General features: G+C 34.8%; 27 protein-coding genes. 18 read left to right on the top strand and 9 right to left on the bottom strand.

Annotated elements, in window-relative coordinates; genetic code table 11:
- Positions 1 to 77 precede the first annotated feature (77 nt).
- A complete protein-coding gene (locus tag SM124_RS14270; protein ID WP_322447199.1) occupies positions 78 to 1,154 on the bottom strand; it encodes a threonine aldolase family protein in 1,077 nt (358 codons plus the stop codon).
- A gap of 201 nt (positions 1,155 to 1,355) precedes the next feature.
- On the opposite strand from SM124_RS14270, the gene SM124_RS14265 reads away from it, so the two are divergent.
- The 3 genes from SM124_RS14265 (at position 1,356) to SM124_RS14255 (ending at position 2,445) form a co-directional block, all read left to right on the top strand.
- Complete coding sequence (locus SM124_RS14265; RefSeq protein WP_322447198.1) at positions 1,356 to 1,487, top strand: hypothetical protein; 132 nt, start codon at positions 1,356 to 1,358, stop codon at positions 1,485 to 1,487.
- Between the two features lie 154 nt (positions 1,488 to 1,641).
- Positions 1,642 to 2,010 carry a VOC family protein gene (locus tag SM124_RS14260; protein WP_322447197.1) on the top strand — a complete coding sequence of 123 codons (369 nt, stop codon included), beginning with the start codon at positions 1,642 to 1,644 and terminating at the stop codon, positions 2,008 to 2,010.
- A 30-nt stretch (positions 2,011 to 2,040) separates the two neighbouring features.
- On the top strand, positions 2,041 to 2,445 hold the full coding sequence (locus tag SM124_RS14255; RefSeq protein WP_322447196.1) for a VOC family protein: 405 nt from the start codon (positions 2,041 to 2,043) through the stop codon (positions 2,443 to 2,445).
- Between the two features lie 88 nt (positions 2,446 to 2,533).
- On the opposite strand, the gene SM124_RS14250 is transcribed toward SM124_RS14255, so the two are convergent.
- Complete coding sequence (locus SM124_RS14250; protein ID WP_322447195.1) at positions 2,534 to 3,775, bottom strand: outer membrane protein assembly factor BamB family protein; 1,242 nt, start codon at positions 3,773 to 3,775, stop codon at positions 2,534 to 2,536.
- A gap of 234 nt (positions 3,776 to 4,009) precedes the next feature.
- On the bottom strand, positions 4,010 to 4,432 hold the full coding sequence (locus SM124_RS14245; RefSeq protein WP_322447194.1) for a hypothetical protein: 423 nt from the start codon (positions 4,430 to 4,432) through the stop codon (positions 4,010 to 4,012).
- A 246-nt stretch (positions 4,433 to 4,678) separates the two neighbouring features.
- Here SM124_RS14245 and SM124_RS14240 point away from each other — a divergent pair, with 246 nt between their 5' ends.
- On the top strand, positions 4,679 to 5,182 hold the full coding sequence (locus SM124_RS14240; protein WP_322447193.1) for a complement C1q domain-containing protein: 504 nt from the start codon (positions 4,679 to 4,681) through the stop codon (positions 5,180 to 5,182).
- Positions 5,183 to 5,294: 112 nt separating this feature from the next.
- Here the strand turns inward: SM124_RS14240 and SM124_RS14235 are convergent, their stop codons facing one another.
- Positions 5,295 to 6,392, bottom strand: a complete 1,098-nt coding sequence (locus tag SM124_RS14235; RefSeq protein WP_322447192.1) for a citrate synthase — start codon at positions 6,390 to 6,392, stop codon at positions 5,295 to 5,297.
- A 117-nt stretch (positions 6,393 to 6,509) separates the two neighbouring features.
- Between SM124_RS14235 and SM124_RS14230 the strand changes: the two genes are divergently transcribed.
- On the top strand, positions 6,510 to 7,391 hold the full coding sequence (locus tag SM124_RS14230) for a LysR family transcriptional regulator (protein WP_322447191.1): 882 nt from the start codon (positions 6,510 to 6,512) through the stop codon (positions 7,389 to 7,391).
- A 451-nt stretch (positions 7,392 to 7,842) separates the two neighbouring features.
- Here the strand turns inward: SM124_RS14230 and SM124_RS14225 are convergent, their stop codons facing one another.
- Together SM124_RS14225 and SM124_RS14220 are read right to left on the bottom strand one after the other, a co-directional pair.
- Positions 7,843 to 8,538 (bottom strand): ABC transporter ATP-binding protein, encoded by a 696-nt coding sequence (locus tag SM124_RS14225; protein ID WP_322447190.1) that lies wholly within the window; start codon positions 8,536 to 8,538, stop codon positions 7,843 to 7,845.
- A gap of 22 nt (positions 8,539 to 8,560) precedes the next feature.
- Positions 8,561 to 10,015, bottom strand: a complete 1,455-nt coding sequence (locus SM124_RS14220) for an ABC transporter permease (RefSeq protein WP_322447189.1) — start codon at positions 10,013 to 10,015, stop codon at positions 8,561 to 8,563.
- A gap of 294 nt (positions 10,016 to 10,309) precedes the next feature.
- On the opposite strand from SM124_RS14220, the gene SM124_RS14215 reads away from it, so the two are divergent.
- The 5 genes from SM124_RS14215 to SM124_RS14195 all read left to right on the top strand — a co-directional run bounded on the left by SM124_RS14215 (position 10,310) and on the right by SM124_RS14195 (position 13,481).
- On the top strand, positions 10,310 to 10,681 hold the full coding sequence (locus SM124_RS14215; protein WP_322447188.1) for a hypothetical protein: 372 nt from the start codon (positions 10,310 to 10,312) through the stop codon (positions 10,679 to 10,681).
- 13 nt (positions 10,682 to 10,694) lie between these two features.
- Positions 10,695 to 11,219 (top strand): cysteine hydrolase family protein, encoded by a 525-nt coding sequence (locus SM124_RS14210; RefSeq protein WP_322447187.1) that lies wholly within the window; start codon positions 10,695 to 10,697, stop codon positions 11,217 to 11,219.
- Between the two features lie 79 nt (positions 11,220 to 11,298).
- On the top strand, positions 11,299 to 12,276 hold the full coding sequence (locus tag SM124_RS14205; RefSeq protein ID WP_322447186.1) for a glycerophosphodiester phosphodiesterase family protein: 978 nt from the start codon (positions 11,299 to 11,301) through the stop codon (positions 12,274 to 12,276).
- Positions 12,277 to 12,384: 108 nt separating this feature from the next.
- A complete protein-coding gene (locus tag SM124_RS14200; RefSeq protein ID WP_322447185.1) occupies positions 12,385 to 12,957 on the top strand; it encodes a DUF502 domain-containing protein in 573 nt (190 codons plus the stop codon).
- Positions 12,958 to 13,097: 140 nt separating this feature from the next.
- The gene (locus tag SM124_RS14195; RefSeq protein WP_322447184.1) at positions 13,098 to 13,481 is read left to right on the top strand and encodes a hypothetical protein; all 384 of its coding nucleotides are present in this window, start codon (positions 13,098 to 13,100) and stop codon (positions 13,479 to 13,481) included.
- 85 nt (positions 13,482 to 13,566) lie between these two features.
- On the opposite strand, the gene SM124_RS14190 is transcribed toward SM124_RS14195, so the two are convergent.
- Positions 13,567 to 14,070: a hypothetical protein gene (locus SM124_RS14190; RefSeq protein ID WP_322447183.1), complete on the bottom strand. Its 504-nt coding sequence runs from the start codon at positions 14,068 to 14,070 to the stop codon at positions 13,567 to 13,569.
- Positions 14,071 to 14,364: 294 nt separating this feature from the next.
- On the opposite strand from SM124_RS14190, the gene SM124_RS14185 reads away from it, so the two are divergent.
- From SM124_RS14185 to SM124_RS14175, 3 genes are all read left to right on the top strand, one after another.
- Positions 14,365 to 15,363, top strand: a complete 999-nt coding sequence (locus SM124_RS14185; RefSeq protein WP_322447182.1) for an MBL fold metallo-hydrolase — start codon at positions 14,365 to 14,367, stop codon at positions 15,361 to 15,363.
- A gap of 82 nt (positions 15,364 to 15,445) precedes the next feature.
- Positions 15,446 to 16,042 (top strand): YdcF family protein, encoded by a 597-nt coding sequence (locus SM124_RS14180; protein ID WP_322447181.1) that lies wholly within the window; start codon positions 15,446 to 15,448, stop codon positions 16,040 to 16,042.
- A gap of 759 nt (positions 16,043 to 16,801) precedes the next feature.
- Complete coding sequence (locus tag SM124_RS14175; protein ID WP_322447180.1) at positions 16,802 to 17,470, top strand: phosphatase PAP2 family protein; 669 nt, start codon at positions 16,802 to 16,804, stop codon at positions 17,468 to 17,470.
- A 44-nt stretch (positions 17,471 to 17,514) separates the two neighbouring features.
- Here SM124_RS14175 and SM124_RS14170 read toward each other — a convergent pair whose 3' ends face one another.
- The gene (locus tag SM124_RS14170) at positions 17,515 to 18,753 is read right to left on the bottom strand and encodes an MFS transporter (protein WP_322447179.1); all 1,239 of its coding nucleotides are present in this window, start codon (positions 18,751 to 18,753) and stop codon (positions 17,515 to 17,517) included.
- A gap of 237 nt (positions 18,754 to 18,990) precedes the next feature.
- Between SM124_RS14170 and SM124_RS14165 the strand changes: the two genes are divergently transcribed.
- The 5 genes from SM124_RS14165 (at position 18,991) to SM124_RS14145 (ending at position 22,310) form a co-directional block, all read left to right on the top strand.
- Positions 18,991 to 19,287: a hypothetical protein gene (locus SM124_RS14165; RefSeq protein ID WP_322447178.1), complete on the top strand. Its 297-nt coding sequence runs from the start codon at positions 18,991 to 18,993 to the stop codon at positions 19,285 to 19,287.
- Between the two features lie 139 nt (positions 19,288 to 19,426).
- Entirely contained in the window at positions 19,427 to 19,993 is a 567-nt protein-coding gene (locus SM124_RS14160) for a hypothetical protein (protein WP_322447177.1), read from the top strand.
- Between the two features lie 17 nt (positions 19,994 to 20,010).
- A complete protein-coding gene (locus SM124_RS14155) occupies positions 20,011 to 20,733 on the top strand; it encodes an AAA family ATPase (RefSeq protein ID WP_322447176.1) in 723 nt (240 codons plus the stop codon).
- 116 nt (positions 20,734 to 20,849) lie between these two features.
- Positions 20,850 to 21,419: a CBO0543 family protein gene (locus tag SM124_RS14150; RefSeq protein WP_322447175.1), complete on the top strand. Its 570-nt coding sequence runs from the start codon at positions 20,850 to 20,852 to the stop codon at positions 21,417 to 21,419.
- Positions 21,420 to 21,524: 105 nt separating this feature from the next.
- Positions 21,525 to 22,310 (top strand): arylamine N-acetyltransferase family protein, encoded by a 786-nt coding sequence (locus tag SM124_RS14145; protein ID WP_322447174.1) that lies wholly within the window; start codon positions 21,525 to 21,527, stop codon positions 22,308 to 22,310.
- A gap of 230 nt (positions 22,311 to 22,540) precedes the next feature.
- On the opposite strand, the gene SM124_RS14140 is transcribed toward SM124_RS14145, so the two are convergent.
- On the bottom strand, positions 22,541 to 24,268 hold the full coding sequence (locus SM124_RS14140; RefSeq protein WP_322447173.1) for an ABC transporter substrate-binding protein: 1,728 nt from the start codon (positions 24,266 to 24,268) through the stop codon (positions 22,541 to 22,543).
- Positions 24,269 to 24,406: the final 138 nt, after the last annotated feature.

Raw genomic sequence — 24,406 nt, 5'->3', positions numbered from 1 at the left:
ATTTACAAAGGTGGCTGTAAAAGCTCAAAAAAGACGTCAACATTAAAAAGTGGGACAGTGAACCTGTCCCCACGACCCTATTTCTTAATTTCCTCGTTCAACAGGTTAAACACATTTCTAAGTTCCTCTATTGGAATAGCTGCCAGTCTATCTCCAACACTCACTTCATAGTAGCAAGAATGCTCTCCCGTTTTATTTAAATAGTGAGTAAGCCCAATTCCTGTTTCTTCATATAACTGAATTAATATTTGCTCCATCTTTTCTTTTGAGTGGTTGAAATGAACGTGAAACATATTGGATACCGGCTCCAATGGCAAAGTTGAAATTCCTTCACATTCATTAAACAGACGTGCTAGTGTTTTTGCTCCCTCATAGTATTCATCCATGTTTTGTGACCTTTTATCAAAATAATAATCGGCACTAACGATATATGGATACAGGCTGATTAAATCTCCACCGTAACGTCTTTTCCAACTTTTCGACTCTTCTATAAAATCCTTCTCTCCAGCTAGAATTGCCCCTGCGATACCACCGATTCCTTTATAAAAGGACACATACACGCTATCAAAAAGGGAACTAATTTCAGCAGCTGTTTTTTTATAGTAAGGTGTTATTTCATAAAGCCTCGCACCATCTAGATGAAGCTTGATTCCTTTTTCACGGCAATAAGTGGAGATGGACTCAAGCGTTTCGTAACTAGGTAATTGACCGCCAATTTCACGTTGAGGAAGTTCTAATAAGATACAGGAAACATCCTCATCCATTCCTACAATATCTTCTAATTCTATCACACTATTTTTATCCGCCAGTAAAACAGGCTCGATATGGTGTATTTTTTTCAGCCCATCTTCCTCATGAATTTCAAGATGGCTTAACGGATGATAGGCTACTTTTTTCAGACCCTTTCGATCACACCAGATTCTCAATGCAATCTGTTGTGCCATCGTTCCACTGGGAAAAAACACAGCAGATTCTTTCCCTAGATAGGATGCTAGCTTGTCTTGAAATTCTTCAATGATTTTACCAGATCCATACATATCACTTTCCTGTTGCTCATCCATTTGTTCAAAAGCATCTTTAAGAACTTTGATATTCCTGTTTCCGTGTCCTGATAGTTGAAACTTCGTCTGTTTAAATGCTTCTAATAAGTTCATTTTAGAATGACTCCTTTACTTATTAAACCTATTTTTATATTTAATGATATCGATTACTGGAGACATATGAAAGTAAAATTTGTTGATGACTGGAAATTTTAAAAAATCAACTAGCATACCAAAAACCATTCAAAGCAAACTAAAATCGTGGGTTCTTTTATGTAGATCCTGACATCAAATCAAACGAACGGTGGTGTAACTATGGCAAAAAATAAAAATAAGAAAAATAAGGCTAACAATGCTCTACCAAAAGCGGATGTAGAGTTTGCAGAAGAGAGAGGAAATGGACTTGAAAAAGTGGCATTGAAAGCTCAAAAAAGCCATCAAAAATAATTCCCTAAAAAAATGGGGCAGTGTATACTGTCCCATTTTTTTAGGGAATTATTGTAGGAATTTTCAAAAAACACTTACCATATAAACTTTGACCCTTTATAATAATAAATGGCAATACTTGGTTGAACTATATCTCAATTTAAAGGAGAAAAAAATGAGTACATCGCTATTAAATGATATTCACTATTTTCGTATTCCTGTTGTTAATTTGGAGCAATCAGTCACATGGTATACGGAATGTTTAGGTTTTCAGTTGAGATTTAATCAGGGGGACTTAGCCGTGCTCGCACTAAATTCTGGGCCTCTTTATGTGTTAGTAGAAGCTGATCAAGATTCTCGTGGGCATTTTACGATTAACGGGCAGCCTGAGTTTTCCGTGGGATTCACCACTTCAAACATTCGAAAATTACACGACCATTTGAGTCATAATGGTGTAAAAGTGGAACATATTCAAGAAGACAATGGACACAACTTCTTTTACTTCTACGATCCAAGTGGAAACAAACTTCAAGTTCATAACTAATTTTCAGGATACAAAAAAGGAGGTAATAGAATGATCCAAAAACAAACCGTTTCAGTTGTAAAAGGAATCAATTGTATCTATATACCTACTTCTAATATTAAAAAATCAGCTACTTGGTATATGGAGAATTTGAATTTAGTATTACTAATTGATGTTAATGAGGAGTCTACCCAAGCTCAACTAAAAATTACGCCGGAACAGAGCATCTTTCTGATCAAAACACCTGAAAAGTTTAATCTAACGTATAAAGAAATAGATGGCCATGAACAATGTTTATTAACGTTAGAGGTTACAAATATTAATGATTTACATGAAAAACTAAGGAATAATTTAGACGATATAGAAGAGATACAAGATCATAACGAATGTGGCTCATCGTTTTATATAAAAGATCCAGATGGAAACAAGATAGATATTTGGGGTGGTTGGGGTTAATTTGCGGTGAAAACTAGGACAAAGGAGTAGAGAAAAGGTACATATCATCTCTGGAGGTACCTTTCTCTATTGTAATTATGTTTGACTGTTACTCAAGTGCATAAAGACAACCATCTGTACTACCTACATATATCGACCCATCTTCAATAAATGGCGTTGATAGTATCGAACCTAGACTCATAATATCGTCATATACTTCAACAAAATCTTGTATGGTTTTTGCATTTTGTATTTTTTCTTTTAAATGTTCTACTAATCGTCCGTCTTCTTGAAGTACTTTACTTTCATTACTTTTACTAGATTCTGTTTGAAAAAGCCATTGAAGCTCAGCGGTCTCCTTATTAATGGCATAAAGCTTACCATTCATGTTTCCAACATACAATAAATCACCAGTCATAACGCTAGATCCGAAAGTATTAATATATAATGGGAAGTTCCATTTCAATACACCGGTTTTGGCGTCCATAGCATACAGTTGTGAGTCATCTGAAGTAGCAAAATAGATCAGTCCGTCATGAACGGTTGGTGTCGTAATAATCCAAGTTCCAGGGGCTTTAAAGTTCCATTTTCCTCTACCTGTTTCAGCATCGAGAGCGTATAAATTATAATCACGACTTCCGAAATAAACAATACCATCTGAAACACATGCGGTACCTTGAATATCTCCTCTAGGAAACCACGTATCTCCTACCGTTCTAAATTTCCACTTTTCTGTTCCTGTTTGAATATCCAAGGCATAGAAATATCCATCAAAGCTTCCGATATATAAGGTTTCCTTGTAAAGGGTAGGAGAGGCATGAACAGGCCCTTCCGTTTTATATTTCCATATCTCTTCACCAGTTGCACCGTCGATAGCATATATATGGTGGTCACCACTACCAAAATAAACTTTTCCATCTGAGCAAGCGGGGGTTGAGAGGTAGTAGTCCCAAGGATCAAGCGTTTTTTCATCTTTAGTTTGAAAACGCCATTTTTCTATACCAGTATGGATGTTAATTGCATAAAGGAACCCATCTAAACTTGTAAAATAGACTAGACCGTTACCAACCGCTGCGGAAGATTTTACAGGGCCTTGACTCTGAAATTCCCAATTCAATTCTCCACTCGATTTATTAATTGAATAAAGTTTTGAATCGTCACTTCCAATGAATACAGAGTCTCCATGAATCACTGGAGATGAAAAAATTCTATTGCTAGTTTGGAACTTCCATTTAATTCCCTTTAATTTCTGAATGCCAGTAGTATGAAAAATGCCAGTACGGCTTAGATCTCCGTGAAAGGGAATATGTTTTATTTCAACGGCATTTATGTATTCTGATTTTGTTCTCATCGTTTCCTCCATTGATTAAATTGGGATAATTTAGAATATATAAACATTATAACTAACGTACGTTAATTAGCGCAAATGATTTGCCTTTTATTTACAGATGGCTTAGCTAGTTTTATATTCAAGAGTGATATATTGTGATATTGTAACTCTACTATTGGAGGTACCAAGAGGCTATTCATCATTAGAAATACAAATAATCCCCAAGGGTAAGCTTGAGGATTATTTGATACCTACTTAATTCATTGAAACGAATTCTTCATGTTTGAACACCATAGACACAGCAGTACGGCCATCTTCTTTACCCCCTGATAGGGCTACAACAATGGCATCTCCATCTTCACTTGTATCACCTTCTACCTCGACACGAAGCATATTGTTCCCTCTGAAGGTAGTAGGACCAGCATTCAGTCTAATTACTGCACAGTTTCCAGCAGGTATTGTTACTTGTTGTCTATAAATCTCAATCTCTGGTGGAGTAGCTGGATACAGCTCAATGTCTCTACAAACGTGAACGGATACATCTACAGTTGAAGTTTCATTTGCAAGATTTTTAAAGCCAATTAATAGAAATTCTACAGCACCATATTTACTTCCGTCGACTGATAGTGGTACAAAAAATGGTCCGGATGTGATTCGATTACAAGGATTCATTCCCATCTTAATTTTCCTCCTTTCCGATTTAATAGAATATCTTATTCAGTTTTGTCTTTCCTGACTGGACAAGTCTCTTAAGAGAATCAACCATTTTTACTACTACTATTCAATATAAGTATCTATTTGAGGTTGAAAATTACTCCCTATGATTAGCAGAATTCCGCTATTTATAGTTGTGAAATGCCTATACAAGAAGCTTTTGAAACGAATATACTAAACTGACAAATTAGAAAGAAAGGAAGTAGAAGAATGGGGATAAAACCAAAAACCTCCGCTTTTAAAGCGGTGAATGACGGTGGGATTCAAATCGTACCTGCTGGACCAGATCCAACAGATGTGGAATATCCAAATGTTTTATTTGATTTAAACGAAGAGTATGATCCAGAGGAATCAACCTTTATTCCTAATCAAGATGGAATATATTTGGTAATCGGTAGTGTAGTATTCGCCCAAGACCTTGAAATAGATTATCGGGTAAGAATCTTCATATTAGTAAATGGTGAACCTGCAGTTGGGGATAACGACTTTTGGGGTAAGGAAGTGCCTTTCGCCAACGGAGTTAGTGTTTCTGGAATTTTACAATTAAATAAAGGAGATAGAGTTAGTATTAATGTTAATAGTACAGCGGACGGAGTAATTGTGGGTGATCCAGTTGGGACCCATTTCGAAGCAGCTCGATTTCCTTCTCCGCTAGAAAATGAGTCCCCTATATTATTAAAATCTTCCAATACATCAAAAACATATGAACTCTAATTTCTTTATAATAGTAATCTAGTCTTGGTAACGTAATAGGAAGAAATTAGGATAAGAACTTAGATGAATTTCTAAAAAATCCTATCCTGTTCTAATTGTATTTATGGCAACTTTATTCCGGCATACTCCCAACATAAGCCGACTCTGGACGGAATATCTTATTGTTTTCTCCTTGTTCAATTACATGAGCCGTCCAACCAACGATTCTACTTACCGTAAAAGTAGGAGTGAATAATTCAGCCGGCATTCCTACTGCTCTTAAAACAGCAGCCGCGTAAAACTCAACATTGGTATATAGCTTTCTACCAGGTTTATATTCTTCTAGTAGTTTAATGGCCGTGTTTTCTACATGATAGGCAAGATCCAGCCAAGTGTCGCTTCCTGCTAGTTGGGAAGTGACGGTTCTTAATGCCTCCGCTCGAGGGTCTTTTGTTTTATAGACTCGATGCCCAAATCCCATTATAAGCTCTTTGTTTTCCAGTTTATTTCTAAGGTAAGATTCTGCATTTTCCTTCGTTCCAATTTCATTTAGTAATTGTACGACCTCTGTTGGTGCTCCCCCGTGAAGTGGACCTTTCATGCTCCCGATTGCGCCGGAAATCGCCGATGTCATATCTGATTGAGTGGATGAAATGACTCTTGCAGTAAAAGTAGAAGCATTCATTCCATGCTCCATTGTTAATATCATGTAGGCGGTGAGAGCTCGGGTATGTGCTTCATTCGGTATTATTCCTGTAAGCATGTATAAGTAATTTGCTGCGTGGTCTAAATGTTGACTAGGTTGAATAAAATCTAGCCCTTTCATTTTTCGATATCGATAGCTAATAATCGTTGGTGTAATTGCTGTTAGTTTAGTGGCTTGGTTTACCGTTGGCTGCCAATCAAAGGTTGAACTTCCTAATGCAGATATGGCAGTCCTTAACACACTCATCATGTCCATCTCAACTGGAAGTCGGTCAATAATATCCATTAAGAAATCGGGCAAGTATCGATTTTCTTTTAATTCTTCATTAAATACTTTCAGAGAAATCTCATTTGGAAGCTGACCGTACCACAGTAAGTAAGCAATTTCTTCAAATGAATAATGTACAGCTAGCTCTTTTGCCCAATGCCCTCTGTAAACCAAATGACCGTTTTCTCCATCGACAAGGCTCAATTTAGTTTCCGCAGCAACAACACCAGTTAACCCAGGATTCATTAATATTTTCATATTTTTATCAACCTTTCCATTATTTGTCTTGTTAATAGTGTACAATGAAAATATCATTATGAATAATAAAGAATTTTATTGAATTGATTATGATTTATAATTGATTAGGGGATACATATGGATATTAAATGGATTAAAACTTTTGTGATTGCGGCGGAATATGAGAATTTTAGAAAAGCATCTGAAGTATTATTTATTGCTCAGCCGACCATTACTGTGCACATCAAACATTTAGAAGAAGCTCTAGGACAATCTCTATTTGAGAAGTCTGGCCGAAATGTGGTCCTTACTCAAGCAGGTAAAAGGTTTTTCCCACATGCCAAAAGAATCTTAGATCAATATCATACAGGGATACATGATATGGAAAGCTGGAGACAGGGCTACACGAATAAAATGGTAGTAGCCGTATCGCCTTTAATTGCTGCATCCATTTTACCTTCCATCATAAGACAGTTTGTAAAGAAAAATAGAGAAATAGAGATAGTCATTAAGGTAATGGAATCAGCAGATATTGGGGAGGAAGTTTATTCTGGGGAGGCTCATGTTGGATTAACGCGGATGGAACCATTAAGACAAGAATTAACGATTATGGAGTTATATAAGGATCCGGTTATATTGGTTACGTCTCATGATGGAATGGATAGTGAAAATGGTCCACCTATTGATGTGGAAGAACTGATACAGGAGCAAATAATTCTAACCCATAACCACCCGGTATATTGGGATGATTTACTATATGAGATTGGACAAAAATATCATCGATACCGTACGATGGTCGTTTCACAAGTGCATGTGACAAAAAGATTTATTGAGGAGGGGTTAGGAATATCTTTTCTTCCACGTTCAACGGTAAGGCGAGAATTGATGGAGGGGAGAATGCTAGAGGTTTTAACTCCTGATTTTAAGCTTCCGGTAGCTTCGACGTACATCGTAACGAAAGAAGAGAGTAAGGAAGTATTAAAGTTCAAACAGTTTTTAAGGCAATTTTATACGTTGTAAGGCTATTATTAAAAAATCAAAGTTGCAAGTTCTTAAATAAGGAAGTTTTGTTGTAAAAATCTAATATTAGAACACTAAGCTCTTTCTATTTTAGAAGAGCTTTCACAGAATAAAATCGAAAATGTCACCTACCTTTTTTAGAACCTAGTATTCCAATAACTTAAAGATACCTTCATGATAAATATAGAAGACCAGTAACACATTCCATATGATTAAACCTAGGATTAATAGTAAGAGTGGTTTCATGATTTTAGGATAAGTAATTATGGAAGGATTATACATATAGTGGGATTTTCTTATTGAGTGTTAAAATGATTAAATCGTACAGATTCTAGTCTCATAAATAGGTGGATACGATAGTCTAGTCAAGGATATCTATAATATAAGAACTATTCTTCATCAATGATTTAAAATCCCCTCCATACCTTTAATATAGAGGGGGTGAATTTTACTATATGGTTATCAAATTATTTTTAGGAGTTATAGTGAGGTTTCCCTTCGATAGTTTGGCTGTTGTATCTGACTGTTTTGCAATACTTTGGTCATGGGTAACGACTATCACACATTTTCTTTCATGATGGGCCAATTCTTGGAGTAGTTGTACAATTTCCTGAGCTGTTGTTTCATCCAAATTTCCTGTCGGTTCATCAGCTACGATTAAGTCAGCATTACAGCATAATGCACGTGCGATAGAGACCCTTTGTTGCTGTCCACCACTTAAGGTTAATACTCTTTGACGTGCTTGCTCTGCTGATATACCCACTCGCTCTAGCATCTTTAAAGCATATTGCATCTTATTCTTATGATTTGATCCTGTTATTTCCATGGCGGTGGTTACATTTTGTAGAGCAGTCATATAAGGAAGAAGGTTATATGCCTGAAAAACGATAGATACATATTTGTTACGAAAGGTAGTAAGTCCAATCTTTTTTAGATCTTTTCCTTTGTATAGTACAGAGCCTTCTTTAGGGAGATCCAATGCACTTGCAAGAGCAAGAAAAGTTGTCTTACCAGAACCTGAGGGACCAACAATCGTGTAAAAAATTCCTCGTTCAAAACTTACGTTTACTTGCCTAAGAATGTCCTGTTGTTTATTTTCATGTTTATACCAATAACTTACATTTCTAAATTCAAGCAATGTACTCATAATATTCATCTCCTAAAAGTTTCTAATCTTGTTTACTAAGAATGCTCTTCGGTTGAAGTCTAAGAACGGTAAGTAAGGGGAGTAGAGCAGAAATAATGGCAATCAACGTACCAATGATAGTCAATAACCCTAAATCCCTTGTTGTTACACTTATATCAAGTTGATCAATGGCTTCAACTTGTTGGGGTTGTCCTCCAAACATGCCAGGCATTCCTCCACTAAATCCCATCCCTCGGCCTCTAAAGGATTCAGGTGTATTTGTTTGTTCAGCTGATTGTATTTCTTGATTTAATAATTGTTTACTTACTTGATTTGCCACAGCCTTTCCACTGATTGTTGCAATTCCTAGTGAGAGGCTAGCAACTAGTAATATTTCCACAATAAATTGTCCAACGAGTTTCCACCGTCTTTCACCAAGTGCCAAAAGAACACCCATTTCATATTTTCTTTCTCTTATGGTCATCATGACAATCAAAGCCAATATAATGGCACCAGCAATGGATACAAGATAAACAATATTATTTGAAAAATTTGCAACGTTTTCGATAGGGCCAACCATTTGTTGATATAGTTGGTCACTTGCATGAAGTTTAAAAGTTTCAAAATCAATGTTGGTTTCTTTCTTGGCTTGAGTAATAAAACTTTCCATATTAGCAGGGTCTTCAATATAATAAACAGCACTATCTATCGTCCCTTCATATTCTGAGCCTTTAACCAATACAGAAGCTGTATAGGGAACGTATATTTTGTTATAAGGGATCATTGCAGTAAAATTCATTGCCTGATCAGAACCAGTGGCAGTAGTTTGATAAATTCCTTTTATCATTAAATCTAATGTAATAGAATCGTCGCGGGGATTAGTAACGGTAATTGAATCTCCAACCTTCAATTCGTTTTCTTCTGCTAGAGTTTGTTCAATGATAGCAACATGACTTCCTTTATCTTCTGATGTAATGGGTTCCCCCTCTATCATGCTTGAAGTGTGATTCATAAATTCAGCTGTCGAATCTGTAAAGCTGACCCCTTGAAGGCTTATATCACCTTGAGCCATTCCACCACCCATACCTCTTCCTTGTCCTTCTGATTGTGTAATACTTTCTTGTGATTCTTCGTTTTCGATAGGTTTAAAATTAGAGGCAAGGGCTGTTGTCGTTGAATAGAAATTATAGCCTTTTATTTGTTTGAATGACACTAACTCCTCAGCAGCATTCAATGGAATGGGGGTTGATTGAAATCGTGCACGTTCCCCAGATATTTGCTGTGATTGCATTTTCTCGCGTAATTTTTCCATATCAACTTGAAGTGTCACATCTGCTCCTAATTTCAGTCTAGCTAAATCTCCAGCCTTTTTTGCTGCGGATTGAATAGTTAGTCCTGCTAGTACTAAGACGAAAATGGCAGAAAAAATGAAAATCTGTAAGAAACTTTTTCCTAACCTTTCTTTTACACTTAAAAATGCTCTTTTAATAAAATTCATGTTTCGTCTCCTTTAAAAAATTCTATTTTATCTACTAGTTCAAGCTTAGGGGAAAGATATGACCAAATTATGGCTAAATGATTTCCAAATTTAAAATAAGTTTTTAATAAAAATGAATTTTTAAAATTAAAAAGAAATCATGCCTTCACCATAAGAAATTTATTTAATGATAGTCTAAAAAATAGTATTCCAGTAATTAAATCAATCCTTCATAATAAAGGGAAGACTGTGAGCTAGTAATAAAATTTTAAATTCAGAAAAATGGGTAAAACATTATAGACGCGAGGTGACATTTTGGCCATTAATATAGTGCTAATAATTATTGCAGTGTTAGTCATCTGTATTTATTTTTCAATTAAAAGCAGATCTAATATTGGAACAGCTCTTTACAGATCTACTGGAGTGAAACATGAGTTTCATCAGGTTGATTTAGAGAAGCAACAAGTGGTTGGTGTCGTTACCTATCAAAATCATACATACATGACGGTTCTAGTAGATGTAAAAATGGACACCGTGCAGGTTGAAGGAAGTGTTGATGAGTTAGGAGATTTGGCTATGGATAAAGATTCATATATTGATATGTTCAAACATCAAGCGAAGTTTTTTATCGACAATGATATCGCCAATCCGAAAGAGTATTATGAAAAGTTGTCTACTATGAGATAAGGGGGATTTTACATTGGGAAAAGAAGCGTTGTTAATCATTGATGTTCAAAATGCTATGTTTGACGAAAGAGACCCTGTATTTGAGGCTGATGTTCTGTTAGAAAACTTAAAGAAACTCATTTTAAAAGCCCGTTTAACTAATACGCCCATTTATTATATCCAGCATAATGAGGCAGAAGGAGAACCTTTAGAAACAGGAACAAAAGGGTGGGAAATACATAGGGATGTGACTCCAAAAGAGAATGAATTGGTTGTACAAAAGACAACCCCGGATTCTTTTTTTAGGACAAGCTTGCATGAGGTACTACAGAAGAACGGGATTGAACAGCTAATATTAGCAGGAATCCAAACCGAATATTGTGTTGATACAACGTGTAGAAGGGCTTTTAGTTTAGGATATGAAGTTACTTTAGTTTCTGATGCTCATGGGACTTGGAATACGGAAGAAATAACGGCAAAGCAGATTTTGAACCATCACAACCGAGTGTTAAGGAGTTTTGCTAGCATTCAACAAACAGATGAAATCAAATTTAGTTAGAATCATAGGCTAATAGAAACTGCGCCATTTAGGAGCAGTTTTTCCATTATTTCTGCAGAAAAACTTGGAGGATTAAAACGTGAATAAATTAAAGCAAATAGGAAAAAGAGTGGCATTCATATTGCTTTTACTCATTATTTTTATATTTGTAAACAATAGTTCTATGTTTACAAAGGTATCTGTTCAAGAGCCTTTGTTACTGGCCCACCGTGGATTGGCACAAACTTTTCCAATGGACGGAATTACAGGTGATACTTGTACGGCCGAGAGAATTAACGAACCGGAACATCCATACATAGAGAACACCATTCCTTCCATGAAAGCTGCTTTTGAGGCTGGTGCAGACGTTGTTGAACTAGATGTGCATCCAACCATGGATGGAGAGTTTGCTGTATTTCACGATTGGACGTTAGAGTGCCGAACAAACGGAACCGGAGTAACTAGAGAACAAACAATGGAAGAGTTGAAAAAATTGGATATAGGTTACGGCTACACGGCTGATCATGGGAAAACTTATCCTTTTCGCGGTAAGGGGGTAGGGTTAATGCCTACTCTAGATGAGGTATTAAACACGTTTCCAGATAAAAATTTCCTTATTCATATTAAAAGTGATGACCCAAGTGAAGGAGAATTGCTTGCACAATATTTAGAAAAATTCCCTAAAGATCAACTTGAGCAGTTATCCGTCTATGGTGGAAATCAACCGATTGATACATTAAATCGTCAAATACCCACTTTGCGTGTCATGTCTAAACAGACGATGAAAAGTTGTTTGATTCCGTACTTGGCAGTAGGGTGGACAGGCTATGTACCGACAGCTTGTGAGAATACACAACTACATGTGCCAGAAACAATCGCAAAGTGGTTATGGGGTTATCCAGGCAAATTTTTAAATCGGATGGAGGATGCAAACACTAGAATTATTTTAGTCAAAGGGGATGGCAGTTGGTCTGAAGGATTTGATCAAGTAGAGGATTTAGAAAGCCTGCCTGAAAAATATACAGGTGGGATATGGACGAATCGAATAGATGTTATAGCCCCAGTTATAAGGGAATAAAGTGTTACAAACGAGTTTATTTAAGCAGGGATAAGATGAATAAAGTAAAAATAGTATTAACTCAATTCATATTCATGTAGAATACGAGCATGGAGGTTGAAAGACATCATGAAAACGTTAATTAAGAATTTTATTAATGGTATTTTAACAATTGTTCCTATTATACTGGTCGGTTATGTTGTATATAAGGTTTTTATGTTTTTAGATGGCATTCTAGGTGATGTACTGAAATCATATTTAAAAGAGTCCTATGTTCCTGGGGTTGGACTGTTTATAACCATTCTTTTAATTACGTTACTAGGCTGGTTAACTACAACGTTTGTGACGGGGAAAATTTATCGGTTGATCGACGGATTGTTGAGTAAAGTTCCCTTGGTTAAGACAATTTACTCCATTATCAAAGATACGGTTCAATCTTTCCTTGGTGAGAAGAAATCATTTTCAAAAGTGGTCTTAATTCCTCATGCGGGTTCAGACATGAAAAGCATAGGATTTTTAACTTCGGAGGAAGTAGAGAAATTTTATGAGCCCCTTGGTCATACAGTCGCAGTATATATTCCACAAACGTTCCAAGTTGCAGGATTTACTGTCCTTGTACCACGAGACCAAGTAGAAGTCATTGATGTAAAGCCGGAGGAAGCCATGAAGTTTATTTTATCTGGTGGAATGACAAGTAAATAAGGATAGAATATTAGATTTAGAGTTGTTCAAATTAACTTAAATTTGAGCAACTTTTTTTATAGTAACCTATGTCATAGAGTAAATGTTATATTATGGGTAAAGGATAGACTCGAATATGTCTTAGTAGAGGGGAGAATGAATTGAAAAAAAGAATGAATCGTATAGCCACAATATTCTTACTCCTATTTTTTATGTTATGTATTGTAATAGATCATTTTCCAGAAATGAATATTGAAATGTCAGTAGGTTCAACTGGCGTTATTTTCTTTGTTTTATTATCTATTTTTACTCAAGAATGGGGAACACCTATATTCAAATCAAATAAACAAAAATTAAAATTTAATGTTTATTCAGGTTTAGCTCTAATCACTTTCCTAGTTATATTAAATGCATTAGGAGGAATCTCACAAAGTGGTTTACATTTAAATAACCCCATTTTATGGTTCATTTATTTCGTGAGTGTTTTAGCTTCGTATATTAAGTATAGGGAAGAAATTAGAGCTTCAAAAATTAATGGAGTTTGATCGTTTTTCAATAATTGAATTTAATACAAATAGAACATATCAATGCATCCAATTTAAATAAAGAAAGCTTGAGAATCCCCCAAGCCTATTGTCTTGCCGTATAAAATTTTATAAAAAACTTCGTGATCCCATATGCAATCATCGCGATGGTAATATCGATAAAAAATATATGAACGATTGTAAGTCCCTTTACCAGGGAAACGATACCTAACGCCTTTTCAATGGGAGCAAAGCCAAAAGCTATTACAGCACTTAAACCAAAAGCCCCTATAAGAAAACTTTTATTATGGTTGATGCAATATTGATATACGAGCATAAATGAAACAGGTATAAAGGATGCAGTTGTTCCCAAGCCTTGTGGTAAGAAGGGAAATAGGAAGTAGTAATGGTCTATAAAACCTTGTCTGATAAGTGAGAGATCCGTATATGTCCATAACATATGTACGGTATAGCCAAAGAAAAGAATCTCAAAAGTTCTTTTGCGGTCTAGCTTTAGTAAAAGCACAAGTAAAGGAGCCAGTAAGAACACCAGTATAAACCAAAATTGCCAGTTTCCCCAGTCAGAGTGTTGATGCCAATAAGAATACATTAACGATGTAACCTTCTCACTCGCCTTATTTATTTCATTCCAATACTGTTTTACTGAAATGTTAACACCTCCCGGCTAACGATAGAAGGATACCTATATCCAAGTAATTGGTAAGATAGCTTTCTCACTTATCATTTGTTTGAGAAAATCACTACTTGATTAAATTTACCAGTAGCACTTATATTTATTCAAATATGAAGAATGTAGGTGTTTCTAAATACTTTGTTTTGCTTTTATTAAACTTAATAAAATTTGGTAAAATAGATATATGTTCCCTCTAGGGAGGGACAAAAAATGATAATGATTTTTAGAGGTATAAAAACTTTAAAAACCGAGTGGAGTGTAAAAATGGCTAGATTAATAGAAGAAACAGACTATTTTACTTTGCATTTTCTGAGTGACGGAGTGTATGGTGCCATAGCTAAGCATGGTCAAGGTGCTTGGAGTAATGCGGGTATCGTTGATTTGGGAGATGAATGTTTAGTATTTGATTCATTCTCCACTCCTTCAGCAGGTGCCGATCTGAGAAGAGTAGCTGAAACGATTACAGGAAAAAAAGTTAAATATTTGATCAACAGCCATTACCACGGCGATCATGTTTTTGGAAACCAGGCTTTCATTGATGCTACGATAATCTCCACTTCTATGACAAAGGACTTGTTTAAAGAAAAAAATAAAATTGGTAATTTAGCGAAGGAAACGAAAGAGACTAAGGATTATTTAAATCAACTTAAAATCCAAATGGAAAAGAGTCAAAGTGAAGTAGTAAAAGCTAGTTTCGTAAATCAGTTTAACGAAATGTCAAAGGTGTTAGAGGACTTACCTATCATGAAACTAGTGTTCCCAACATTACTGTTTGAAGATAAGCTAGTCATAGAGGGATCGAAAAGAAGGATAGAGCTATATTGTTTTGGAGGAGGTCATACTCCAAGTGACACATTTATGTATTTGCCGGAAGAAAAAATCGCATTTATGGGAGATTTAGTAACTGAAAACTTACATCTTCCTATTGTTAATCCTTTAGAGTTTAAATCTATATTAGACAAAGTAAGACTAATGGATATAGGTACCTTTGTACCAGGTCATGGTATTGTTGGTAAAGTGGATTTGCTGGAATCGGTATATGATTACATTAGCTATTTAATGGAGAAGTCAAATGAAGCATTACAGAGCAATCAATCTTTAGAAACATTTCTTAGCGAATTTCAAACACCTGAACCTTATAGTAAATGGAGAGGGATGAATGGCATTAAAGATAATCTATCTAAAGTATATAAATTCCTAGATAGATAGTTTTAGCATTGTATTTGTTTTCACTTTTATAAAGATAGTATTTTAAAAAGATCAGTTTAAATTTGCAAAGGATTGATTTAGATTGACAAAAAAAATCGGGTTAAGATTAGTCTATACCTTAATAGGTATTTTCCTTACTTTGTTAAGCTATTCTGCTTATAGCATTTGGTCTTTTGGTAATAAAGTCCAAATAGTTAATACTGACGTTGCTGTGGTACTAGGTGCTGCTGCTTGGGGCGATGAACCATCACCTGTTTTGCGTGAAAGGATTAATCATTCTATCTGGCTCTATGAGAATAATTATGTAGATAAAATTATTTTTACCGGTGGAAAGGGCAAGGAGGATAAGTATGCAGAATCCGAGGTTGCAAGGGAGTATGCTATTATAAATAATGTTCATTCTGAAGATATACTGATTGAAACTAAATCAAAAATTACAGAAGAAAACCTAAAATACGCTTATGAAATTGCGCGTGAGAATAACTTCAATACATTTACTATCGTAAGCGACCCTTTGCATATGAAAAGAGCCATTTTAATAGCAAAAAATACAGGAATGGAAGCATATTCATCACCCACTCAGAGTTCGGTATATAAGACATTAAGTAGTAAAATACCATTCTTCTTACGAGAGTTGTTTTACTATATTGGTTACATCGTCAGTTTACCATTTAGGTAATCATAGATTGAAAGGGGATACAAAGGGTGTCCTTTTTTCTTGGGAAAATATCAGACCCATTTTCAAGTAGAATCATTTTTTATGAAGGAATGCAGGTATTAAGATAAAACATTAATGGTAAGGTATAAATCTTCATCCAATTAAATAGTTATATACAAAGAGAGTACAAGTTTAAAGTAGTTGTGATCATTTGTTTGCCTACTTTAGTCCTGAAAGAAGCTGATTCTTTGTATAGAAATAGAAATGTGAATATCGTTCTTTTTTTACTTTTTTGCCTACTTATAATCCTTATTGTGAATGTTTTTCTGCATGTGCGGATTTATATAGTTTATAGTTCAGGTGTTGGACCGATATTTATGATTGGTCTTATCATCTTTTTAATTGTAATATTTTATTTAAAGGGGTAAATTTTTAAGTTATTTGAGACGTTCAAATAATGAAGAAGTAAAGCCCTTAAAAAGGTTGTTTTATATTTAGTAATTTAATCCTCGGAAGAAATTGCACAAATAAAAATATAAACATTAAAGTCGTCAAGGACCTTACTTGACGGCTTTGTTTTTTGTAGTCCAAAAAATTTAAAAGATATTTCCTTCACTAAGTTTTGATTAAAACTTTAATAAATTTTTTGTAATTTTGTAGGGGTTTTAGTCGGTTGATACGTCTATTATAATGAGAAGTAATTTTGAAGTTGCTTTTTGCAAAATTAGCCGTCACAGCTTAGATTAAACTTCATAAGTTAGGCTAGGGGAGTTGTTTTACATGTTAAAAAGAAAATTACCTTACTTATTATTGCTATTCGTGATGCCTGTATTGGGTTGGATTTATGAACTATTAAACAATCATTCTATTAATTCAAGGAATGTAATGCTTCCTTTGGATAACCAAATTCCTTTCTTGTCAGTATTTATTATTCCTTACGTCATTTGGTACCTCTATATATTAGGATATTTGATTTATTTCTGTTTTAAGGATACAAAGGTTTATATTCAGGCATTAACTACGATTGTACTAGGGGAAATCATTTGTTTTATCGTCTATTATTGTTTTCAGACGACCGTTCCTAGACCGGCTGTTACAGGAGAGGGTATACTGGTTTCTTTAGTTCAGTTCATTTACGCAAATGATCAGCCTTACAACTGTTTTCCTAGTATTCATGTATTAACCACATTTATCATCATGGTTTGTTCAAGTAAAATTAAAGATAAGCATGTTCTAAATACACTATTTATTCAAGCAATGGGTGTCCTCATTATTGCGTCTACTTTATTCGTTAAGCAGCATGCCATTTTAGATGTAATCGGTTCGATAGTGTTGGTTTCCTTCGTTTATTCGTTAGTGACGAATAAAAGCGTCGTTTCAGTCAAAGAGCTTATGTTTGAATCACCCCCTGAAAAGACGAGAGTGTTAGTTAATAACCAGCATAAATAGTTGGTCAAAAAAATAAACCCTACAACAGGGTTTATTTTTTGACCTTATTTTACAGTTCCGATTGGGTTCCCACGCATGAATAAGCACAGCAACAGCATTAAAATACTACAACAAATAAATAAACTAGATACATTCCAAGCTTCTGCCCATATTCCCGAAATGAATAAACCAAACGGTAATGCTAGTTTCATCAACATAGAAGAAGTTCCTGCTACTCTTCCTAATAAGTAATTAGGAGTAAATTCTTGTCTAAAACTAAAATAATTGACGTTAATAACAATAACGGCAAATGTTCGAATGAATTGGGAGATCCCTACTAACCACCACGTGTCAGCGAAGTTTAAAATGATCGTACCAGCCAGCACTATGTACATAGAATATTGAAAAAGTTGACCTCGACGAAAATGCTTTTTTAAATGCGGTACAGCAAGTGAACCAACTAACCCTCCAACTGCTCCAATGCTTAACATATAACCAACTTCTTTTTCGGTCGCTTGCAATAGGTCGACCGCATAGAAAACAATAATATTACCAAGGCCGCTGATGAAATTTAATAGTAGGATGATGATGGTTGGTGCTAGAAGAAGCTTGTTTTGTACTAGTTCATCCCAACCTTCTTTCATATCCTTTAAAAATGAGCTTTTATCCTTCGTTTTTGGCGGTGCTAAAACTTTTGGAATGGTTGTTAATTGGACTAAAACGAGGGATATCAATAATATAACTAAGTAAGTGATGAAGTTTGTTTCATATGAAAACCATACAATCATCATCCCTGCTATCCCAGGTCCGATCATACTCATCAGTGTATTCGCAAATGAAAAGTGTGAGTTTGCTTCGGTTAACTGTTCTTTTGAAAAGATTTGCGGGAACGCTGAATGTTGGGCATTCCCAAATGCATAACCGGCAGTAGAAACGATAAATCCAATTAAGTACATGTGCCAAATGTGTAAACTTTCTGCCATTAGTAAAATGACGAGAATACATAAACATAGTACTTGAACTAAGGTTGTAACAAACATGACCTTCTTTCTACTATATCGATCGACAATTACACCAATTATCATACCGAACATAATATTTGGAATAAACTCAACAGCCCGCATGATTGACATGGCACTGGCTGATTGTGAAAGTTTATAAATCAGTAAGGGTAAGGCAACGTAGTAAAACTGAAAACCAAATGACCACAATAGTCCGCTCGTCCAAAGTAAGAGGAAGTTCCGTTGCTTCCAAAGGGAACGCTTCGAGTCAATCTTTGGTTCGGATTGATAAGCTACATCCATATTGTCATCTCCTAAAAAATACATAAGTGGTTTATATTCTACACACATAGGAATATTCCTCTATTAAAATAGGAAAATAATTCATTTATATGGCTTATCATTTCTGTTATGGAGACTTCCTTCTCGTTAAAGAAAAGTAGAGAATAGTATTTTACGTAAAGGATTCCAGGTTTAACTAGAGAATTTATTTTGATATAAAAAATATTTCTAAATTTAGATCAGAAGGGGGGAACGGATATGGGGAAAATAAAAGTAAGATTAATCATCCTTGGACTGCTTGTCGTATTGATTATTAGTTCCTTAATGACGAACCCAACAACAGAGGAGTATCTAAAATTTACTGAAGAGGAAAGTGGAATTGCAACACCTAAAAATATAGAGATTGAAAGAATAAATTTTTATATATTTTCAACCTATGCTCCAAAGAGGCCGCTAGATAATTATGGTTCTGTCCATTTGGGTTTTATGGGCAAGTTTTATCAAATTTCGGAGGGTCAATTTGATTATCCTTGGTGGTTAGAGTTTTTTAATTAGAAACTGCCAAACTTTTGACAATCTTTGTTAGAAATGAAACTTAATTGATTTTAAGTCGTATTAATTTTAAACAGTTTATTTATCGGAAGTTGCCATTCTAGGAAAAAAAACGTTCTAAGTATTGCAGGGGGGGATAAGATTGGACTTAAAAAAAATGAGAGTCAAACAGGTTGCCACCACCAATGTACTTCTCATCATGTCTGTTACACTGTATTTTACTATTATTAGTATTTTTAATATAACAATCTCCCAATTTTTTTTCGTATTTGGAGTAATAACTTTATTGCAGGCAGTTTATACGTTTTTAAAGCGTAGTTCGACAAAATCAATTATTCCTATATACGAACAGGTAGCTATTTATGAAAAAGAAAAAATGGGGAAAGAGTGGAAGAAGCAACGTAAATCCAATTCTCTATGGAATCTCTTCTTAAGTGGATTAATGTTTTTTAACTTTTTTATTAATCGTGGATCAACCGATGTGATGTTCCAATTTGATTTAGGATTTATCCTAATCCTAGTTATTAGTGTATTGTTTATGGTGAATTTAAGTTTATTTCTGCATATAAGAAAGGTTGACCAAGCAAGGACAGCAGACGATTTGAAAGGTTATACAAAAGAGTTAAATGTTAAAGGAGTTATAATAGGATCCATTTTTGCAGTAGTCATAATTATTATTACAATAGTCATTATAATGAATACTATTTAAATACTATAGGTGATTAAATGTTTTTAAAAAGAATAACGCTTTTGCGTGAAGAAATAGAGTCATATAACGAGTACCCCTTTACCATTCCTTCCATAAAAAGCCTTCAAGAAATTGAATTGAAGAGTAATGTTACTTTTTTTGTTGGGGAAAATGGTTCAGGAAAATCAACTTTATTAGAAGCCATCGCCGATAAGTGCGAATTTAATACCGCGGGTGGTGGACGTAATAATATGTATGAATCGTACGCAGCCGAGTCATCTTTAGGTGATTATATAAGATTGTCATGGCTCCCTAAAGTAACGAACGGATTTTTTCTAAGGGCTGAGTCCTTTTATAATTTTGCTACCCATATTGATGATGTGGATACAACTGGGTATAGAGATTATGGTGGGAAGTCCCTACACAAGCAGTCTCATGGTGAATCTTTCTTATCCTTGTTTTTAAATCGTTTTAAGGATGAATCTATTTTCTTATTGGATGAACCTGAGGCTGCATTGTCTCCAGCAAGACAGCTTTCTTTTCTAAGAATTATCCATGATTTAACTTTGAATAATCAAACCCAGTTTATTATTGCCACACATTCTCCTATTTTACTGGGCTATCCAAATGCAGAAATTCTAAGTTTTGATCATGGGCAAATTACAAAAATAGAGTACGAAATGACGGACCACTACCAAATAACGAAATATTTTTTGCAACATAGGGAGAAGTTTTTGTCAGAAATTTTAAGGGAAGATTGATACTCTACAAAGTTCTTTATAAAAATATAAGATATTCCTCCAAAATGTATTTGTTATAATATTAGCCTGTTCTGGGTCATATTAAATTCAAAGACCTGTAAAAGGAACTATTTATTATGACAAACCAACCTCCTACATACGAAGAAATACGTAATGTCCATCAACAACTATTTGAGATGAAATTAGATTATTGGATTTCCCATGATTTATTTTCATTTCAATGGTGGTTATTATTATTTGTATTATTAATCCCTTGGCTAGTATGGTGGAAATTTGTAGACAAACAGAGAATAAATGAAATTCTTTTATTTGGAACAACGTTAATGATTATCGTTATGATACTGGATGACTTGGGGGTAGAATTGCACTTATGGTCCTATCCATATCAACTAGTAAATATCTTGCCAAGATTAATTGCAGTCGATCAAGGGATTATTATTATTGCTCATATGTTTGTATACCAGTTTTTCAGAAAATGGAAACCATTTCTGATAGCCAATCTAATTATGGCAAGTATATTTACCTTTATCTTTGAACCATTGACTGTTTGGCTAGGTATTTATAAGCTTGAAAATTGGCGATACATATACTCTCTACCCATTTATATATTGAAAGCATCTGTCGTTAAGGGATTAGTCGATAAGATTATTAAAATGAGTGACAAACCATTTAGGGCTTCCAAATGAGAGTGGCCCATTTTTTTCGTACATAAAATATAAGATTGTATTCAGATTTGGTAATAGTAAATGTTTTGAATTACGATAGTTAAAAAAGAATATAGGAGTTCAAAAATGACTGAATTGAATCTATTATTCCGTAAGAGAGTAGGATTATCATTTAATGAGGAAATTACTTTTGATCAATTACCAAGCCTCCTAGAAAAGACAGCGATGACTATACCGTTTGAAAATTTATGCGTAATTAGAAATACTTCAACGGAATTATCAATAGAGAACTTAGTGCACAAAATTTTAGTCAAAAATGAAGGAGGACTTTGCTACGATCTCAACTCCATTCTTTACTTATTTTTAAAAGAAAATGGTATGAACATCTATTTAGTTCGCGGAGTGGTTTATGACCATTTGAATCAACGATGGAGTCCAGTGGGGAAAACTCATGTGGCAAATTTGATATCACATGAGAATCAATTTTACATTGTTGACACTGGTTTTGGAGGCAACCTACCTTTAAGGCCAGTACCATTAAACGGAGAAGTGGTCACATCAAAGAATGGGCAATTTAAAGTCGAGAAGTTAAAAACGGAATATGGCGATTATGCTTTATATATGAAATTAAAGTATAAGGACGATAATTGGAAATTAGGATATGCCTTTGATTCTCTTGAAAAAATAATGAATCTAGCAGATTTAAATGAAGTACAAAAACGAATCGTCGAGCATCCTGAATCACCTTTTAATAAAAAACCACTAGTTACCCGATTAACCGAAACTGGCAACGTAACACTAACAGACTCTTCGTTTACTGAATGGGTGAATGGAAAGGTTGGAAAAGAAGAGGTTGATGAGAGAAGATTTAATGAGATAGTGAAAGAAATTTTTGATTTACGTGCATATTAGGTTTCAGAGTGATATGGACAAAAGCGCAAGCGCCTCGGTCAGCCCCGACAAGCAAATGTTCTTCAACCCTAAAAGTCTGCCTTTCGACTTTTAGGGTTGAAGGTTATTTGACCTCGAGGGGCTAGGCGCTGGAGCTGGACGTGGACCATCAATATAAAAGAGTTATTCACAATGCGAGAAATATATAGTTTCCTAACAATAAAAAAGGGGACCGTCTATGGTTCCCCTTCTTAAATCCTTATCCAAAGCTTCCGACAGTCAACAAAACCGTATGAATCAAATTCAATATTATTAATCATAGGGTTAAAGATTCGTTTTTTTACAGGGTGATATAAATAGAGAAACAAGTTTTCACTACGAATGAATTCTTCTACTGATTCAATGATAACTTCTCGCTTTTCTCGATTCGTTTCTTGTTTCATTTTCTCAAAATAAAGATTTAATTGTTCCAACTGTTCGGTAGTAAAGAACCGGTTAAAGATGAGTGCTTTATTCAGAAATGCTCCGATAAAAGATAGATGATGGTCTTTAGAAGCTACTTCCCCCATAAATAACAAATCAGCTTCCTCGATATAGGGGTCATAAAGCTGCTCGAGATGATAAGTTTTTATTAAAAATTTTACCCCGTATTTTTCAGCTTCTTTTTTCAGCCAATTGGCTTCCTCTAAATAGTTAGGATAACCGACTGTAAAAATGGTTAACGTCTCTCCGTTGTATCCCGATTCTTTTAATAGAGTGGAGATTCTCTCTTTATGTAACACTTTAGGCTTCGATTTCCAATAAAAATAACTCGATGATTCCTTAAGATTATCCCGTCCTATTTTATTCCACATTTCCTTTATGTCAAAAAGGTGATAAAGAGCCTCACGGAAAAAACGGTTATGAACGATTGTCTTACGTTTAAAGTTAAAAGCTAAAAAGCGAAAACCTACTGATGTCGTCAACATTTCAACTGGTTTTGTATGAGCTTCTTTTTGGTCAATATCATAGTTGATTAATTTAGTACTCTCGTGCTCCACACTATAAGTCTGGATTACATCGATGAAAGGTCGTGCTAGAAAATAATCATCAAATGCTTCAAGTTCAATGAGAGTATCCGTCCGTTTTTTTAACTGAAAAGGACCTGTACCAATCCATTGATTCTCATCAAATGGAATTCCTCTTGGTTGGATGACTAGATTACTAGAACTCACATATCGAAGAAAAAAAGGGTTAGACTTTTCCAGTTCAAATCGGACGATGTAAGGGGAGTGGCATTCAATCCTTTTAATTTCGTCCACTAGCCATTGATGTGGAGAGGCGTTATGTTTAAATCGCTCATACGTATGCTTAATATCTTCACTTGTTAACAATTGATGGTTATGGAATCGAACACTTTTCCGTAAATAAAAGGTCCAAATTTTATGCTTAGCATCTGACTCCCAATGATGGGCTAATTGAGGTCGAATGGCATCCGCTTGCTCGTCATATGTAACCAATGTATCCCCTAACTGATGGAGTAAAAACGTCTCAAAGTTCATGGATGTATATAGTGGGTCTAGGGTTGTCACCTTTCTCGTAATAATCGTGCGCAATGTATCTTTTGCTTCATTTGATATTTGTAAGCCAAATAGGGCTTGAACCTTTTTCAACACATTAGAGGTCACATGATGGGGAAAAGGGAGCTGAAGCAATTGAATAATATCCTCTAAATGATCACGTTCAATTAACTGATCCACTTCATTTTCAAAATCTTCTTTGAGCGGGAGTGTAAACTGTATCACGGAAGGATTCCCACGGCCAATGCCTGGTTGATAGTGAACCCACTCCTCTTCAGCAAATTGCTTCAGTTTTCTCTTTACACTTTTCTGTGTACAGTACCATAGCTGTTCTAACTCACTTAGTTTAAATTCGACTGACAAATTTGCCTCTCTTACATAGAAATAAGCTCTCATTTGATAGTAATCGATCTTTTTCATTACATGCACCTGATTTCCCTGTTACAAATAGGTTAATAAATTCCCTAAAAGGGGACATTGTTTTTACAATTATACCCTTTTTATGAAGATAAGAACATTACATAATGGTTTATATAGAAAACTTATGTAAAACATCCT

The organism is Robertmurraya mangrovi, assembly GCF_034427655.1.
Lineage (GTDB): Bacteria > Bacillota > Bacilli > Bacillales > Cytobacillaceae > Robertmurraya_A > Robertmurraya_A mangrovi.
Note: the sequence above shows the minus strand (reverse complement) of the source record. Positions and strands in the feature narration are given on the sequence as shown.

Bases quoted from the DNA above. Each gene is read 5' to 3' on its own strand.
- SM124_RS14270 (WP_322447199.1), bottom strand. From the start codon at position 1,154: ATGAACTTATTAGAAGCATTTAAACAGACGAAGTTTCAACTATCAGGA.
- SM124_RS14265 (WP_322447198.1), top strand. From the start codon at position 1,356: ATGGCAAAAAATAAAAATAAGAAAAATAAGGCTAACAATGCTCTACCA.
- SM124_RS14260 (WP_322447197.1), top strand. From the start codon at position 1,642: ATGAGTACATCGCTATTAAATGATATTCACTATTTTCGTATTCCTGTT.
- SM124_RS14255 (WP_322447196.1), top strand. From the start codon at position 2,041: ATGATCCAAAAACAAACCGTTTCAGTTGTAAAAGGAATCAATTGTATC.
- SM124_RS14250 (WP_322447195.1), bottom strand. From the start codon at position 3,775: ATGAGAACAAAATCAGAATACATAAATGCCGTTGAAATAAAACATATT.
- SM124_RS14245 (WP_322447194.1), bottom strand. From the start codon at position 4,432: ATGGGAATGAATCCTTGTAATCGAATCACATCCGGACCATTTTTTGTA.
- SM124_RS14240 (WP_322447193.1), top strand. From the start codon at position 4,679: ATGGGGATAAAACCAAAAACCTCCGCTTTTAAAGCGGTGAATGACGGT.
- SM124_RS14235 (WP_322447192.1), bottom strand. From the start codon at position 6,392: ATGAAAATATTAATGAATCCTGGGTTAACTGGTGTTGTTGCTGCGGAA.
- SM124_RS14230 (WP_322447191.1), top strand. From the start codon at position 6,510: ATGGATATTAAATGGATTAAAACTTTTGTGATTGCGGCGGAATATGAG.
- SM124_RS14225 (WP_322447190.1), bottom strand. From the start codon at position 8,538: ATGAGTACATTGCTTGAATTTAGAAATGTAAGTTATTGGTATAAACAT.
- SM124_RS14220 (WP_322447189.1), bottom strand. From the start codon at position 10,015: ATGAATTTTATTAAAAGAGCATTTTTAAGTGTAAAAGAAAGGTTAGGA.
- SM124_RS14200 (WP_322447185.1), top strand. From the start codon at position 12,385: ATGAAAACGTTAATTAAGAATTTTATTAATGGTATTTTAACAATTGTT.
- SM124_RS14190 (WP_322447183.1), bottom strand. From the start codon at position 14,070: ATGTATTCTTATTGGCATCAACACTCTGACTGGGGAAACTGGCAATTT.
- SM124_RS14185 (WP_322447182.1), top strand. From the start codon at position 14,365: ATGATAATGATTTTTAGAGGTATAAAAACTTTAAAAACCGAGTGGAGT.
- SM124_RS14175 (WP_322447180.1), top strand. From the start codon at position 16,802: ATGTTAAAAAGAAAATTACCTTACTTATTATTGCTATTCGTGATGCCT.
- SM124_RS14170 (WP_322447179.1), bottom strand. From the start codon at position 18,753: ATGGATGTAGCTTATCAATCCGAACCAAAGATTGACTCGAAGCGTTCC.
- SM124_RS14165 (WP_322447178.1), top strand. From the start codon at position 18,991: ATGGGGAAAATAAAAGTAAGATTAATCATCCTTGGACTGCTTGTCGTA.
- SM124_RS14155 (WP_322447176.1), top strand. From the start codon at position 20,011: ATGTTTTTAAAAAGAATAACGCTTTTGCGTGAAGAAATAGAGTCATAT.
- SM124_RS14150 (WP_322447175.1), top strand. From the start codon at position 20,850: ATGACAAACCAACCTCCTACATACGAAGAAATACGTAATGTCCATCAA.
- SM124_RS14145 (WP_322447174.1), top strand. From the start codon at position 21,525: ATGACTGAATTGAATCTATTATTCCGTAAGAGAGTAGGATTATCATTT.
- SM124_RS14140 (WP_322447173.1), bottom strand. From the start codon at position 24,268: ATGAAAAAGATCGATTACTATCAAATGAGAGCTTATTTCTATGTAAGA.